The 16,215-nt window shown below is 55.9% G+C and carries 12 protein-coding genes; 3 read left to right on the top strand and 9 right to left on the bottom strand.

Annotated features, from left to right (window positions below):
* Positions 1–95: 95 nt before the first annotated feature.
* The 3 genes from MJO47_RS13140 (at position 96) to MJO47_RS13130 (ending at position 6,020) form a co-directional block, all read left to right on the top strand.
* A complete protein-coding gene (locus MJO47_RS13140) occupies positions 96–1,478 on the top strand; it encodes a nodulation protein NfeD (RefSeq protein WP_253961569.1) in 1,383 nt (460 codons plus the stop codon).
* Positions 1,475–2,254 (top strand): slipin family protein, encoded by a 780-nt coding sequence (locus tag MJO47_RS13135; RefSeq protein WP_253961568.1) that lies wholly within the window; start codon positions 1,475–1,477, stop codon positions 2,252–2,254. The genes MJO47_RS13140 and MJO47_RS13135 overlap by 4 nt, the downstream gene beginning before the upstream one ends.
* A gap of 319 nt (positions 2,255–2,573) precedes the next feature.
* The gene (locus MJO47_RS13130) at positions 2,574–6,020 is read left to right on the top strand and encodes a pyruvate carboxylase (protein ID WP_253961567.1); all 3,447 of its coding nucleotides are present in this window, start codon (positions 2,574–2,576) and stop codon (positions 6,018–6,020) included.
* Positions 6,021–6,124: 104 nt separating this feature from the next.
* Here MJO47_RS13130 and MJO47_RS13125 read toward each other — a convergent pair whose 3' ends face one another.
* The 9 genes from MJO47_RS13125 to MJO47_RS13085 all read right to left on the bottom strand — a co-directional run bounded on the left by MJO47_RS13125 (position 6,125) and on the right by MJO47_RS13085 (position 16,140).
* Positions 6,125–6,337, bottom strand: a complete 213-nt coding sequence (locus tag MJO47_RS13125; RefSeq protein WP_253961566.1) for a hypothetical protein — start codon at positions 6,335–6,337, stop codon at positions 6,125–6,127.
* 1 nt (position 6,338) lies between these two features.
* Entirely contained in the window at positions 6,339–7,745 is a 1,407-nt protein-coding gene (locus tag MJO47_RS13120) for an efflux transporter outer membrane subunit (protein ID WP_253961565.1), read from the bottom strand.
* Position 7,746: 1 nt separating this feature from the next.
* Positions 7,747–10,920: an efflux RND transporter permease subunit gene (locus MJO47_RS13115; RefSeq protein ID WP_305882446.1), complete on the bottom strand. Its 3,174-nt coding sequence runs from the start codon at positions 10,918–10,920 to the stop codon at positions 7,747–7,749.
* The gene (locus MJO47_RS13110) at positions 10,920–12,095 is read right to left on the bottom strand and encodes an efflux RND transporter periplasmic adaptor subunit (RefSeq protein WP_305882458.1); all 1,176 of its coding nucleotides are present in this window, start codon (positions 12,093–12,095) and stop codon (positions 10,920–10,922) included. The genes MJO47_RS13115 and MJO47_RS13110 overlap by 1 nt, the downstream gene beginning before the upstream one ends.
* Before the next feature lie 105 nt (positions 12,096–12,200).
* Positions 12,201–12,773: a TetR/AcrR family transcriptional regulator gene (locus MJO47_RS13105; RefSeq protein WP_256502646.1), complete on the bottom strand. Its 573-nt coding sequence runs from the start codon at positions 12,771–12,773 to the stop codon at positions 12,201–12,203.
* A gap of 78 nt (positions 12,774–12,851) precedes the next feature.
* A complete protein-coding gene (locus MJO47_RS13100; protein WP_253961562.1) occupies positions 12,852–13,418 on the bottom strand; it encodes a TetR/AcrR family transcriptional regulator in 567 nt (188 codons plus the stop codon).
* Between the two features lie 123 nt (positions 13,419–13,541).
* On the bottom strand, positions 13,542–14,159 hold the full coding sequence (locus MJO47_RS13095; RefSeq protein ID WP_253961561.1) for a 50S ribosomal protein L11 methyltransferase: 618 nt from the start codon (positions 14,157–14,159) through the stop codon (positions 13,542–13,544).
* A 29-nt stretch (positions 14,160–14,188) separates the two neighbouring features.
* Positions 14,189–15,199: a glycosyltransferase gene (locus tag MJO47_RS13090; protein ID WP_253961560.1), complete on the bottom strand. Its 1,011-nt coding sequence runs from the start codon at positions 15,197–15,199 to the stop codon at positions 14,189–14,191.
* Positions 15,196–16,140 carry an AEC family transporter gene (locus MJO47_RS13085; RefSeq protein WP_253961559.1) on the bottom strand — a complete coding sequence of 315 codons (945 nt, stop codon included), beginning with the start codon at positions 16,138–16,140 and terminating at the stop codon, positions 15,196–15,198. Before MJO47_RS13085 ends, MJO47_RS13090 begins: the two co-directional genes overlap by 4 nt.
* Positions 16,141–16,215 lie beyond the last annotated feature (75 nt).

The raw sequence follows: 16,215 nt of genomic DNA, 5'->3' as shown, positions 1-16,215 counted from the left end.
CAGGGCGAATCGGGAGGCAAGATGCCTTGCCAGGGTAATCAAGGAGGGGGTTCCTCTTTTTGACAGGCCAGAGGGCCTGGGGTAAGCTTTTCAGCATGAATAGATACATGCGAACAGGCCTCTTTTTGATGCTGTTGCTGTTGGCTTGGGGCTCTGCGTCGGCAGGATACGCCGCAGACGTTATCCGGGTGGTGCGCGTCAACGAGGCGATCACTCCTACCGTGGCCGACTTTATCGCGACTGAACTTCGCGGGACCAATGAGCGCCCGGACAAGGCCTTTCTGCTGGAGTTGGACACGCCGGGAGGGCTTGACACCGCCATGCGGGACATTATCAAGGCGATGCTGGCTTCGCGCATCCCTGTCATCGTGTATGTCTATCCCCCCGGAGCGAGAGCTGCTTCGGCCGGAGCGCTCATTACTTTGGCGGCTGATTTCGCGGTCATGGCCCCCGGTACCAATATCGGGGCCGCCCATCCGGTGTCCGTCGGCGCCGGCGGACAGCAGGACACGACCATGATGGACAAGGTTCTTGCCGACGCGGTTGCTTATGCACGCAGTCTCGCTGAACAGCGCGGGAGAAATACGGACTGGGCCGAGCGCATCGTGCGGGAGAGTATGTCCACACCGGCCTCCGAAGCACTGCAGCTAAAAGTCATCGACCTCATCGCCGCCGATGAAAAGGAACTGATCGCGGGGCTTGATGGCCGTCGGTACCTGCGCCAGGGGCAGGCCCTGGTGTTGGATATTGCCGGTGCCGAGCTGAGCGTGGCCGAGATGAGCTGGCGGCAGAAAATCCTGGCGACCATCAGCAACCCCAACGTTGCCTATATGCTTCTGATGCTCGGAATCATGGGGATATTTTTCGAGATCTCCCAACCCGGCGGGATTTTGCCGGGGGCTTTAGGTGCCATCGCTCTGCTGCTGGCCCTCTTTGCCTTCCAGACCCTGCCGATCAATTATGCCGGCGTTCTGCTCATTCTGCTGGCTATCATTCTCTTTATATTGGAAGTCAAAATCGTCTCCTACGGCATGCTTTCCATCGGTGGACTTGTCGCCATGACGCTGGGGTCCTTGATGCTCATCGAGAGTTCCGAGCCCTATCTGCAGATATCCCGTGCCATTATCGCGGCCACCGTGGCCGTTTTTGGAGGATTTTTCCTGCTGGTCCTCTTTTTTGTGGTGCGAACGCAGAAAAGTCGTTTTTTCTCCGGCGCCGAGGGCATGGTCGGGGAACGAGGGCAGGCCGTGACGGCCATCCAGGAGGAAGGGAAGGTATTCGTCCACGGGGAATACTGGAATGCTTTTTCCAAACAGCCTATCAGCAAGAATCAGGATATTGTGGTAGTCCGCCTTGAGGGCAACCTTCGCATGGAGGTAGCTCCCTGGCCAATCAGTGAACCTGTGGCTCACCCTCTAGCGGCAAATGGCTCTATTGACCCCGGGCAGGACATAACGATGAACAAGGAGGATTCATGATACCCGTTGGCCTCATCGGTTGGGCGGTCGTTTTAGGATTGTTGCTGTTTATTATCATTCAGGCGGTTCAGATTCTTATGGAATATGAACGGGGAGTCGTCTTTCGCCTCGGGCGATTTTCCTCGGTCAAAGGGCCAGGCCTGCGGCTGATCATTCCTTTTGTCGACCGCCTGGTCAAGATCAGCCTGCGCACAGTGGCCATGGATGTGCCACCCCAGGATGTCATCACCAAGGACAATGTCTCCGTCAAGGTCAACGCCGTTCTCTACTTCCGGGTTCTTTCCCCCGAGAAGGCCCTGATCGAGGTGGAGAACTATCTCTACGCTACCAGCCAGTTGGCTCAGACATCCCTGCGCAGCGTCCTTGGACAGTCCGATCTGGATGATCTGCTGTCGCACCGGGAGCGCATCAATCAGGAGCTGCAGAATATTCTCGACCGGCAAACCGATCCCTGGGGGGTCAAAGTTTCCAATGTCGAGATAAAACATGTCGATCTGCCGGCGGAGATGCAGCGGGCCATGGCGCGGCAGGCGGAGGCGGAAAGGGAACGGCGTTCCAAGGTGATCCACGCCGAAGGAGAATTCCAGGCTTCCCAGAAATTGTCCGAGGCGGCTAAAGTGATGAGTGGTGAACCGACGGCTTTGCAGTTGCGTTTTTTGCAGACTCTCACTGAAGTCGCTACTGAAAAGAACTCGACCATTATTTTCCCGGTCCCCATCGATCTCATTCAGCCCTTTCTGGATTCCCGTAAAAAGGGGGCTTCCTCTTCGGATTGACAGCCATCAGAACCTCCTGAGATTTTATTTCTCCGGAGGTTCTGATGTTTTTTGTGCGTGCGAAATATGGGATGAGTTGTGAAATGAGGTTGTTTTTGTGCAGTGGAATCAAGACGTTAAAATATAGAACAATATTTTATATTGACAAGAGTATTTGCCATTTGGTTATATGTGCGTCATCTTGTCTGTCGGCATAAGCATTTAAATTTACGTAAAAAAAATCATTGAAACTAAATTTTAAGTACGCCTGTAAGTGTTTTATTTTTGATAAAGACTTTTCGTGCGGTTGAAAAATTCATTTTCTGCTGGAGGAGGTTGAATGTCCGTCAAGAAATTCAAAAAAATACTGGCTGCAAACCGTGGGGAGATTGCCATCCGCATTTTCCGGGCCTGTACGGAACTGGGAATCAGTACCGTCGCCATTTATTCGGAAGAGGACAAACTGTCCCTGCACCGCTATAAGGCGGACGAAGCCTACCTGATTGGAAAGGGTAAGGGCCCTATCGACGCCTACCTGGGAATTGACGAGATTATCGACCTGGCGCGACGCAAAGAAGTCGATGCCATTCATCCCGGCTATGGCTTTCTATCGGAAAATCCCGATTTTGCCGAAGCTTGCGCTCGGGCCGGTATTGCCTTTATCGGACCTACTCCGGAGATTCAGCGGCGTTTGGGTGACAAGGTCTCGGGGCGGCAGGTAGCCCTGGCCTGCGATGTGCCCGTCGTTCCCGGCACCGAGAAACCGATCGCCACCGAAGAGGAAGCTTTGATCTTCGCCAAGTCGTGCGGCTACCCTATCATTGTCAAAGCCTCTGCTGGCGGAGGCGGTCGGGGCATGCGCGTCGTTCGCAACCAGAAAGAACTGCTGGAAGGGCTCAAGTCCGCTGCTTCCGAAGCCAAGGCGGCTTTTGGCAATGCGGCGGTCTTTCTGGAAAAATACATTGAAAACCCCAAGCATGTCGAAGTGCAGATTCTGGGTGATTCACACGGCAATATCGTGCATTTTTATGAGCGGGATTGTTCCATCCAGCGCCGGCACCAGAAAGTTATCGAGATGGCGCCGTCCCTCTACCTTTCTGAGGAAAAAAGAGCCGAACTGTGCGGATATGCGATGAAGATTGCCCGCGAGGTGGGCTATGTCAATGCGGGTACGATTGAATTTCTGACGGACCGGGACGGACATTTCTACTTCATCGAGGTCAACCCCCGCATTCAGGTTGAGCACACGGTGACAGAGATGGTCACCTCCCGCAACCTGGTTCAGGCCCAGATTCGTATCGCCGAAGGGCACAAACTGTCCGACCCGGAGATCGGCATTCAGGGACAGGACGATATCCAGATGCGCGGGTATGCTATTCAGTCCCGTATTACCACGGAGGACCCCCAGAATAGTTTTGCCCCCGATTTCGGTACCATTAAAGCTTTCCGCACCGCGGCCGGTTTCGGTGTGCGACTTGATGCGGCGGCCGGTTACGCCGGAGCCCAGATTACACCGCATTACGACTCTTTGCTCGTGAAAATTTCTGCCCATGGTCTGACTTTTGCCGATGCTGCCCGCACCATGAATCGGGCTCTGCAGGAATTCCGTATCCGTGGAGTGAAGACCAATATCGGTTTTCTGGAAAAGGTCATCACCCATCCGACCTTTTTGGCGGGCAAATGCGACACCTCCTTTTTAGACAACCATCCTGAACTTTTCGTGCTGCCGGCCAAGAAAGATCGCGCCACCAAGATTTTGCGCTGTATCGGCAACACGGTGGTCAACGGTTATCCCGGCCTCAAAGTGCCGCTGCAGTTCAAGGATCTGCGCGAACCCGAGGTGCCCGATATCCCTTATGGTCAGGCCCATCCCCGCGGCTCCAGAGACATCCTGCTCGACAAGGGGCCGGAAGGGCTGGCCGATTGGGCGCTGAAGCAGAAAAAGCTGCTGCTGACGGACACCACCATGCGGGATGCCCACCAGTCTCTCATGGCGACACGCTTCCGTACCTTCGATCTCGATCGGATTGCCGAAGCGACCAGTCATCTGGGCGGTTCGCTCTTCTCCCTGGAAATGTGGGGCGGGGCGACGTTCGATGTCTCCATGCGCTTTTTGCGGGAAGATCCCTGGGAGCGCCTCGATCGCCTGCGCAAGAAGGTTCCTAACATTCTGTTCCAGATGCTGCTGCGCGGCTCTAACGCGGTCGGGTATACCAACTACCCGGACAACGTGGTGCAGGAGTTTGTGGCCAAGGCGGCCGAAAGCGGCATCGATATCTTCCGGGTTTTCGATTCCCTGAACTGGACCAAAGGGATGAGCGTCGCCATGGATGCCGTGCGCAAAAACGGCGCTGTGTGCGAGGCCGCCATGTGCTATACCGGCGACATTACCGATCCCAAGCGGCATAAATATCCCCTGAAGTACTATGTCGATCTGGCTAAAGAGCTGGAAAAGATGGGGGCCCATATTCTGGCGATCAAGGACATGGCCGGGCTTCTCAAACCCTTCGCGGCCGAGAAGCTGATCAAGGCCCTGAAAAACGAGATCGGCATTCCCATTCATCTGCATACCCACGATACTTCCAGCAACGGCGGCGCCATGCTGCTTATGGCGACGCAGGCTGGCGTGGATATTGTCGACTGCGCCCTCTCTTCCGTATCGGGGTTGACGGCCCAGCCCAACCTCAATGCCCTGGTTTCCACGCTCAAGGGAACCATCTGGGACCCCAAAGTCGATGAAGACGGTCTGCAGAAGCTGGCCAATTACTGGGAGACGGTCAGACCCTACTATGCGCCCTTCGAGTCAGAGTTGCGCAGTGGTACGGCCCAGGTTTATTATCATGAAATTCCCGGCGGGCAGTATTCCAACTACAAGCCGCAGGTCGAAGGGCTCGGCCTCGGTCACCGTTGGGAAGAGTGCAAGGAGATGTACCGCAAGGTCAACGACATGTTCGGGGATCTGGTCAAGGTGACGCCTTCCTCCAAAATTGTCGGCGACATGGCCATGTTCATGGTGCAGAACAACCTGCAGCCCGAAGATGTCTTTGAGCGGGGCGAAGAACTCACCTTCCCGCAGGGGGTGGTGGATTTCTTCAAAGGGATGATTGGCCAGCCCTACGGCGGCTTCCCGGAGAAGTTGCAGAAGATCATTCTCAAGGGGGAGGCGCCGCTGACCTGCCGGCCGGGCGAGCTGTTGGAGCCGGTGGATTTCTCCGCCAAAAAGGTCGAGGTGGAAAAGAAACTCGGACATGCCATCAGTGACCGCGAAGTCCTTTCCGCCGTTCTTTATCCCGGTGTTTTTGAAGAGTTCGACCGCTATCGCCAGGAGTACAGCGACACCTCGTTTCTGCCCACGCCCGTCTTCTTCTATGGCCTGGGCGTCGGTGACGAGACCAGCATCGACATCGAACCGGGCAAGACCCTGATCATCAAACTCAACGCCATCGGTCGCGTTCAGGAAGACGGCACCAGGTCCATCTATTTTGAACTCAATGGCGAGCCCCGGCAGGTCACCGTCAAGGATCTCTCCATCGAAACCGGCGAGGTCTCCCACAAAAAGGCAGACCCGGACGATCCCAAACAGGTTGGCGCCCCGATGCCCGGTAAGATTTTCAAGATTCTGGTCAATGTCGGCGACGAGGTTGTCGCCGGGGACACTTTGCTGTCAACAGAGGCCATGAAGATGGAGACCAACGTCAAGGCCAAAAAGGATGGCGTGGTGGGTGAAATTCTCTTTAAAGAAGGGGAGCAGGTGCAGCAGGGCGATCTGCTGATTGTGCTGGAATAATCTGCGCCTGTCTCTAAAACAAAAAAACAGGAGGCGGCCTTTCGGGGTCGCCTCCTGTTTTTTGTTGCGCAACTTTCTTCACCTTGCAAAAGAAATCAGCTCCTCTAGCCGGAGTTGTCGTCAGACACCGGATTGTCCTCCTCATCTATCTCATGTCGTTTTCGGCTGAGGGGGTAGATGAAAGCCGTCAGAGCGATCAAAAGAAAGGTGGTGGCCAGCAACACGCCATAGAGGATCAACGGATCGCCAACGATCCGATTGAAGCCGGTACCGAAAAGAACGAGCAATAGCCCCCCGCCTACGATAACCGCTTTCATCTCAGACTCCGCCTCCCGTAACCCGGTAGAGTGTTACCAAGTTGGCCTGACGGGCCAAAAGCGCGTTGATGAGATTCTGCTGCGCGCTGAAGAGAGCGCGCTGAGAATCAAGGACGTTGAGAAAACTGCTGATCCCTTTACTGAAACGGGCTTCCGACAGCCGGTAGGTTGCCGCTGTCGCTTCCACCAGCGCTGTCTGTGCGGCAATCTCTTCATCAATGGTCCCTCGCTGAGCGAGCGCATCGCTGACCTCCCGAAAAGCGGCTTGAATGGCGCCTTCATATCGGGTGAGCAGAATATCTCGATCGACCCTGGATACGGCCAGCCTGGCTCGCAGGCTGCCGGCATTGAAAATGGGCAAGGTCAGTCCTGGCGCAAAAGTCCAGGCACGAGAGTCAGAATCAAAAAGGTCGGACAGTTCGGTGCTGGCCAACCCAGCCGAGGCCGTGAGGGAGATGCGGGGGAAAAAGGCGGCCCTGGCCGCACCGATATTGGCGTAGGAACCCTTGAGGCTGTGCTCGGCGGCCAGAATGTCAGGCCGGTTCAGCAGGACCTCGGAAGGAAGGCCAGCTGATACAAGGTTGCTGTCGACGACCTGGATCAGGCTATCCGGTAGCAGGTCGGTTGGCAGGTCTATGCCGGTCAATAGTCGCAGGGCGTTTTCTCCTTCCGCCACCATCCGGGTATAATAGGCGATTTGACTCCTGGCCCCTTCTACCGTGGTGCTGGCCTGCCGCACTTCCAGTTCGGAGGCAACCCCGGCCTCGAAGCGTCGCCGGGTCAGGTCGTATGTCGCCTGATGGCTCTTCTGTGTTTCTTTTGCCAAGGTGAGCTGTTCGTGGGCGGCGGCCAGCCTGAGATAGCTTGCGGCCACCTCGGAAATCAGGGAAACCTGGGCTGCGCGCCCAGCCTCCTCGCTGGCCAGATAGGCTTCCAGAGCCTGTTTTTTGAGGTTGCGAAGGCGTCCGAAAAAGTCGATTTCCCAGGAGCTTATCCCTAAATTGACGTCGAATTGTTCCCATGTCCGTTCGCTGCCGGTCAAAATGCCGGGATCGTGCTGACGCAAGAATCCGGCGCCGGCATTAACTGCCGGGAACAGTTCGGCTCGCTGGATGCGGTATTGGGCTCGAACGCGCTCGATGTTAAGGGTGGCTTCACGCAGGTCGCGATTATGTTCCAGCGCGCGGGCGATGAGGGTGCGCAGGTTCGGGTCGGTGAAGAACGTCTGCCACGGCGCCTTGGCCAATGTCTTGTCCGCTGAATGTTCGATCCTGCTTTGATAGGCCGCGCCTTGGGGCCAATCCTGGGGTACGAGGGTCTCGGCGCGTTGGTAGTCAGGTGCCAGGGTGGCGCAACCGGACAAGGCCGAACCTACGCATAAAATCATAATTGCCAGTAACTTTCTCATATCAATGCCCCTTTGCTGCCTGGGCTGCAGCTGCTCTGGCCTCTGCGCGGGCCTTATCGCGCCCGAAGGTCTTTTTGATCAGTACGTAAAATAGAGGAGCGAAAATCGTCACCAGGAAGGTTGAGGTTACAACGCCGCCTAAAACCGCGGTACCGATGGCGGTCTGCGCTCCAGCGCCGGCGCTGCTGGCCAGCGCCAGCGGTAACACGCCGAAACCGAAGGCCAGCGATGTCATGATGATGGGCCTCAGCCTGAGTTTGGAGGCTTCTAGAGTGGCTTCTATCAGGTCCATGCCGCTATCCACTCGGTCCTTGGCAAACTGGACGATGAGGATGGCGTTTTTGGTGGTCAAGCCCAAAGTCGTCAGCAAACCGATCTGGAAATATACGTCATTAGGTTTGCCGAGCAGAGTCGAGGCGATAACGCCACCGATGGCTCCCAACGGCAGAGTCAGCAGGATGGAAAAGGGTATGGGCCAGCTTTCGTACAGGGCCGCAAGGCACAGGAAAATAACCAGCACCGAAAAAGCGTACAAGAGCCCTGTTTGCGAACTGCCCTGCCGTTCCTGATAGCTGAGGCCATTCCAGTCGTAGCCAACCCCTTGCGGTAGTTTAGTCACGAAATCCTCCATTTTGGCCATGGCTTCGCCGGAACTGTATCCCTTGGCAGGTTCCCCCAGGATGTTGATCGAAGGAAAACCGTTAAAGCGTTCCAGACTGGGACTGCCGTAACTCCAGTTGCCGGTGGCAAAAGCGCTGAATGGCACCATCCTCCCTTTATCGTTGCGGACGTATAGTTTTTCCAGATGTTCCGGCAGCATGCGATAGGGCGCATCGGCCTGCACATAGACGCGCTTGACCCGGCCGCGCTGAATAAAATCGTTGACGTATGCGCTGCCAAAGGCCGCGGAGATGGTGTTGTGAATAGTGTTGATGGAAACGCCCTGAGCCCCGGCTTTTTCCCAGTCGACATTGACGCGGTATTCGGGTACGTCTTCCATGCCGTTGGGGCGGACCTTGGTCAGAACATCGCTCTGCGCCGCCATGCCGAGAAGCTGGTTGCGAGCCTCCATCAATTTGGCATGACCCAGTCCGCCGCGGTCGATGAGCTGAAAATCGAATCCCTGAGCTTGTCCCAATTCAACGACCGCCGGTGGTGCAAAGGCAAACACCATGGCGTTGCGGATTTGAGAAAACTGGCCCATGGCTCGCCCCGCTGCCGCGTCCACTTTCAGGCGCGTCTCTTCTCGCAAAGCCCAGTCTTTGAGTTGAACAAAGGCCAAACCGGCGTTCTGGCCGCGTCCGGAGAAGTTGATGCCGGAAATGGTCATGACCGATTCAACCGCATCGGCCTCATCCTGAAGGAAATAGTCGCGAACCTGATCCATGACTTCCTGGGTCTGTTCCAGGGTCGAGTTGGCCGGCAGCAACGTCTGGACCATCAGGGTCCCCTGATCCTCATCCGGAAGATAGGCGGTCGGCATGCGCTGGAAGATCAGGCCGAGACCGACAACAATCAGCCCGAAAACGAGCATGTAGCGCAGCTTTTTATGCAAAGCGTGACCAACGATGCGAACGTAAATTGAGCGACTCTTGTAAAATATTTTGTCAAACCAACGGAAAAAGGGCCGCAGAAACCAGATGGCATTATCCGAGGGTTCATGACCTTTGGTGATGGGTTTAAGCATCGAAGCACAAAGAACCGGGGTCAGAACCAGGGCTACCACCACGGAAAGCATCATGGCCGAGATGATCGTCACGGAAAACTGGCGATAGATGACCCCGGTGGAGCCGCTGAAGAAAGCCATGGGACCGAAAACGGCCGAGAGCACCAGACCGATGCCGATCAGGGCGCTGGAAATCTCGCCCATTGATTTATAGGTCGCTTCGCGCGGACCGATCCCCTCCTCAGCCATGATGCGTTCGACATTTTCGACTACGACGATGGCGTCATCCACCAGCAGACCGATAGCGAGGACCATGGCGAACATGGTAAGCATGTTGATGGAAAACCCGAACAGACCGAGGATGGCAAAGGTACCTAGAATAACGACCGGCACCGCCATGGTGGGGATGAGGGTGGCGCGGATGTTCCCCATGAAGAGATACATCACCAGGAAGACAAGCAGGATCGCTTCGAACAGCGTCTTGACCACGCTGTCGATGGCCACCTCCACGAAGGGGGTCGTGTCATAGGGGTAGACCACCTTCATGCCGGGAGGGAAATAACGACTCATTTCATCCAGCGTGTTGCGAATAGCGTCAGCGGTCTCCAGGGCGTTGGCGCCGGCCGCCTGGCGAATAGCGAGACCGGCAGTCGGCATGCCGTTGTAAAATGCCTCGATGTCGTAGGATTCGGTCCCTAGCTCGGTGCGTCCCACATCGCTGATATGCACCACGGAACCATCTTCATTCACCCGCAAGGGAATGTCGGCAAATTCTTCCGGCGTCTGCAGTATGCTTTGAACAATAATACTGGCATTGAGGCGCTGCCCCTCAACCGCCGGGGCGCCACCGAACTGACCGGCCGAAACCTCAACGTTGTAAGAACGAAGAGCCGTGACGACCTCATCCACAGTCAATCGATATTCCACCAGTTTGTCGGGGTTAAGCCAGATCCGCATGGAATACTGGCTGCCGAAGACCTCGACCTCACCAACACCGGGCACCCGTGAGAGGGTCTTCTCCAGGTCGGATTGGGCATAGTCGCGCAAGTCGTTGCCGTCCATGCTGCCATCTTCGGAAATCAAGCCGACAACCAGCAGGTAGTTACGGATCGACTTACTGACCTTGACCCCCTGGCGTTGTACGACCTCCGGCAGGCTTGCCATGGCCAATTGCAACTTGTTCTGTACCTGAGACCAGGCCATGTCGGGATCGGTCCCCGGCGCGAAGGTCAGTTCGATACGGGAAGCGCCCGCCGAGTCACTCGTGGCCGACATGTAAAGCATTCTGTCGAAACCGGTCATCTTCTGCTCAATGACCTGGGTGACGCTGTTTTCCACGGTTTCCGCCGAAGCCCCTGGATAAAAAGACGTGATGGCGATGGAGGGTGGCGCGATGGGCGGATACTGGGAAATAGGCAGATTGTAGATCGCCAGGCCGCCGGCCACCATCATGATGATAGCGATAACCCAGGCAAAAACCGGACGGGCGAGAAAGAATCGTGACAACATCAGGCCCCTCCTTCTTTGAGGGCGGCGGAGGTCTGACCAATGGCTTCGACGACACTTTCGCCTTCATCCTGAATGAGCTCCACCTCGACCCGATCGCCGGGGCGCACTTTCTGCAAGCCTTCCACTATGAGATCGTCACCCACAGACAGGCCGGAGACAACAAGCCATTGGTCCCCGATGGCTCGCCCCACCTGCAGTTGTCTCTGTTTCACCTTGCCCTCCTCGTTTACCACCATGGCCACGGCCTCCCCTTTGGGATTGCGGGCCACCCCTTGTTGCGGCACCAGGATGGCCTGATCCATGGTTCCTTCTTTGACCACGGCTCTGACGAACATGCCGGGCAAAAGGAGGCGATCGGGATTGGGAAAGAGCGTACGCAAGACAACCGAACCGGTGCTCGGATCGACACTGACATCGGAAAATTGCAGACGACCGGGCTGGGGATAGGTTTCCCCTGTTTCCAGGAGCAGAGAAACCTCGGTTGACCCAGGGCCTCCGTTGGTCAATCGGCCGCCCGCGAGTTTCCGCTTAAGATCGAGTAGTTCCGAAGTTGAACGGGTGACGTCGATATAAATCGGATCCAGTTGGTGGATAACGGCCAGGGCCGACGGCTGGTTGGCTGTTACCAGGGCACCAACCGTTACGGCGGAACGGCCTATATGGCCGGAGATAGGCGCTTTGACTTCCGTGTAGCCGAGGTTGATGCGGGCACTTTCCAGCGCGGCCCGGGCGGCTTCCACCTGTGCCTCGGCTTGACCAAGGCCTGCCAGTGTATCATCGTACTCCTGCCTGCTGACCGCATTGATATCGACCAGATCGCGGTAGCGCTGCTCCCGCAAACGAATCGTTCTGAGGTCTGCTTCTGCACGTGCCTGTTCGGCCTTGGCCCTGTTGTAGGCAGCCTGGTATGTCGCCGGATCGATCAGATAGAGGAGTTGCCCGGCTTTGACGTCTTCACCTTCAGTAAAGAAACGCTGCTTGATGATGCCAGTGACCTGAGGGCGTACTTCTGCCATTTTGGAGGCGGCGGTGCGCCCAGGAAGTTCCGTTGACAGCGATACGCTACGAACGCTGACTTTTACGGCGCCCACCCTGGGCGCTGCCGGGGCCGCCTGTCCAGATGACTGGGGTTCTCCTGTTTTCTGGCATCCGGAAAGGGCCAGGGAGAGCACCATGAAAAACAAAATTACGCGTCCTGTTAAAATTTTTTGCATGAGACACCTCTGGTAGTGAAAATAGCCCCCGGCCGAAACCAGGGGAACGACGTTAATGGTTGATGATTATTTTCGGATGGCATCCCAGCAGGCGGCTACCGTCTTGTCGATCAATGAATCATTCAACACGATGAAGCCGAGATCCTGATCCCGGAGTAGGCAGATCAAGGGACCAAAAAATAGAGCGCAAAGGATTTCGATGGGCAGGGGTTTGAGCGTTTTTTCTGTCAAAGCCTCTATCAGGATGCCGTGTAGAAAGCCTGAGCCGGAGGGGCCCAGAATGCGATCTCGGCGATAGGTCGCGCCGAAAGGCGAATTCTGAAATTGCTCCAAAAAGCGAAAATCCATGGGAGCCCGCTGGCAGTAATCCATAAAGAAACGGCCGATGTGGAGGAAACGCTCCTGCAAGGGCAGATCTGCAGGCAAATTCTTCGTTACCGCCAAGTGAAACCGTTGTTCCAGGGTTTGGTACACCGCGTGAATCAAGCTTTCTTTATTTTGGAAGCAGCGGTAGATCGTGCCCATGGCGATCTGAGCCTGACTGGCAATGACCGACATGGGCGAATCGTGAAAACCATGAATGGAGATAACCTCCAAGGCGGCCTGCAGGATTTTTTCCCGCCTGTCATCCGTGTGCATAAACGAAACTCCACTTAACTGACTAGTCAGTCAATAAAATGCCGAGTCTTTTTGGCTTTCGGCAGTTTTAAGGCAAATTCAACTCTTCAGGGCTTCCCAACAGGATGAGATAGTTAACCGGACCATCTCGTCATCGACGGGAGTACCACGATTGGCGTGTTCTTTGGCCAGCGAAGACAGGGGGCCAAAGGCTAACGCCTCAAGGCACAAAAGGGGAAAGTTCTTAATGATGCGCTGTTCGCGGGCTTGCAGGAGCAGGGCATGAAAAACCTGATTTTCCTCACGAAAGCCCTGACCCTGATCGTTGAGCGGGGAGTAATGATAGAGTTCGGCGAATTTGAATTCGGCAGGGTTGTCGAGGAAATAACGCAGGAGATTGAACAACATGCGGTGGAGTCGTTCCCGAATGGAGAGGTCGGCGGAAACATCTTTTAAAACCTCGGTATCGATTTTTTCACGAATTTCTTTGAACAGAGAATGGATCAGTTCCTCTTTGCTCTTGAAATGAAAGAAAAGGGTGCCACTGGCCACACCGGCCCTTTCGGCGATGAGAGCGGTAGAGGCCCCATTGAAACCGTTCTCGGCAAAAAGCTCCAAAGCCGCCTGGAGCAGGGCACGACGTTTTTGTTCCTTTTTCCCTGACATAAAATCTCCGAAAACCGAGTGACTAGTCAGTTAAAAATATGGGCATTCAATTTTTTTGTCAAGGCAAAATTTAACGGTCCTAAAACCTTTTGACTTCATAGTGTCCGCCATAGGCAGGAGTTTTTACACAGCAGGAAGGCCCAACGGAGTTGATTTCTGCATCAGAACCGTGCTGAATTCATCCAGCATTCGGTTGCGGATAACTTGACAGCCGAGTCGTTCGTACTTCTGGCGGACATCATAGTTATATTCCCAGAGCATCCCCGACAATAAAATATGAGCGCCTGGAGCCGCTTTTGACACAAGCGCGTCAGCGACGGAGAGGAGGATGTCGCCATAGATATTCGCCAGAATGAGATCAAAAGATCCGGCGGCGACCTGGTCCAGAGTACCGCACAGGTGGTCAATTTTATCAACGACGCCGTTGAGATGACTGTGGTGTTGGCAGGTGACGACCGCCGTCGGATCGATATCGACACAAAGAGCGTGGGATGCCCCGAGTTTGAGAGCCGCGATGGCGAGAATGCCAGTGCCGCTACCCAAATCGAGCAGGGTTTTTCCGATCAGATCGGGGAGATCTTCCAGGATTTCCAGACAACTGGCGGTGGTTTCGTGTTCGCCTGAGCCGAAGGCGCCGGATTCCATAACCAGGGGCAGACGGTCATCCCGAATGGGGGTGTCGTCAGGGGGGGTTATACAAAAACGGTGTCCGATGGTAAAGGGGGCATACTCGCGTCCCATAAGGGAATATCCTTTCAAACTTTTCCAGGTCAGGTAACACAGACGAAATCGTATTGATCCTTGAGGCCGTTTCGAGCGGCCCACTGGCGGATTTGTTGGCGGGCGCCGGCGACACCTACTGTAATGAGCATTTTGCCTTGATCCGGTCGAAGTTCTGTAGGGGCGATGACCGGAGCCCCATGGATGGTCTGGCCCACTTTGCGGGGATCGATATCCACCCAACGTACCACGTGGATGCCCTGGCGCAGGAGGGCTCTCCGCCAGGCTTTGCCTTCGAGTCCGGCCCCACAGAGAGTGACCTCTCCGTGGTCCTTTAAGTAGTCGTGACAGAGATAGTGGATTTTGCAGTCCCGCATGGCTGTCAGCGTACAGTTCGCGGCCGTACGGGTCAGTCTGTCGGGGCGGTCGCGCCAGTAGAAGAGGGTGCGGGGAAGGCGCGCAAAGCGGGCACCGGCGCGGATAAGACGAAGCCAAAGATCGTAGTCTTCCGCCCAGGGCAGCTCACGATAGCCGCCCGCCGCCAAGACCGCCTGACGTCGATACATGACGCTGGGGTGAGTCAGGGGGGACTCGACGTAGCGGTCGCGCTGGATATCGTCATGCGTGAGCAGGCTGTTCTGCCAGGCCTCGTAGGTTTTCATCCCCTCAGAAAGCTGGGGCCTGGGAAAATGTCTTATCTGGCAGGAGACGACAGCCACCTCGGGATGGTGTTGCATATACGCGTGCTGAGCGAAAAGCCGATGCGGATGACAGACGTCGTCCCCATCCATACGGGCCACCAAAGGGGCGCGGCATCTCTCAAGTCCGAGGTTGAGCGCCTCAACAAGGCCCTTGGCCGGCTGACGTATGATGCGTACTTTATCCGGAAAGTGCTGCCCGGCCTGGGCGAGGATAGCGGGAGTGCCATCTGTGGAACCGTCATCCACGGCGACCAATTCCCAATCGGTGAATGATTGTCTAAAAATGGAAGCGAGGGCGGCGGGCAGGAAACGCTCTTCATTGCGCACAGCCAGCAGAAGCGATACGGCGGGTGAGGTCATAGACCCAGGCTGCGCAGAGCAAAAAGCGCAATGCTGTAGGTGAGGGCCGACATCAGGGTGGACATCATGACAATGGAGCCGGCCAGCTCGGCATCGCCTTTCATCTGGTGGGCCATGATGTAGGTAGCAGTCGCGGCGGGGGTTCCTGCCATCAGCACCCCGATCCCCAAATCCATGCCCCGAATTCCCATGCCGTAAAGCAAAAAAGCCCCCAGTAGAGGCAGCCAGACGATTTTGATGCCCGTGGCGAAGGCCGCCCGCACCAGATCTCCTTTGAGTTTTTCGAGAGAGAATGAGCCACCGATGGCGATCAGGGCAAGGGGCAGGGTCATGCCGGTGGCGATATCGAGGCTGCGGTCCAGAATGATCGGCAAGGGCAGGCTGAAAAAGCTCCAGGCGATACCGGCAAAGGAGGCGACGATGAGGGGGTTAAGGGCGATCTGTTTCACCCAGAAAGACAGTCCGTGGTTGTCGTCCTGCCCCCGGTGGGGCAGCAGCAGGGCGAGGATGGCAAAAAAATTGAGAACGGGTACCAGAAAACCCATGAGTATGCCTGCCCGCGTAAAGCCTTCGGGTCCGTACGCGTTGAACACAATGGCCAGCCCCATGTAGGCCAGATTACCGCGAAACGACCCCTGGCTGAAAGAGCCTGCCGCTTCGGGGGGATAGCGGCGAATAAGGGCGTAGCCATAAGAGGCGAAGAAACCGAGGGCAATGATGAGAGCCGAGCCAGTGACTAATCGACCATTGAAGTTACTGAAGAAGTCGGCGGTGCCGATTTTGTAGAAAAGCAACAGCGGCAGGCAGATGTAGTAGACGAGACGGTTGGTCTGAAAGAGAAAGGTCGCGTCGATCAGGTTCAGACGCTTCAGGCCATATCCCAACAGAATGACCAGAAATACCGGAATGACAATAGTAAGGATTTCCAGGAAAAGAGACACGGTATTCTCCTCGAATGAAGGCGGTCAGAATACATGAACCTCTTTTGCTCTGTCCAACATAAATTGCCGGCCCAC

Source organism: Desulfuromonas sp. KJ2020, from assembly GCF_024197615.1.
In the GTDB taxonomy this organism is placed as follows: Bacteria; Desulfobacterota; Desulfuromonadia; order Desulfuromonadales; family SZUA-540; genus SZUA-540.
Note: the sequence above shows the minus strand (reverse complement) of the source record. Positions and strands in the feature narration are given on the sequence as shown.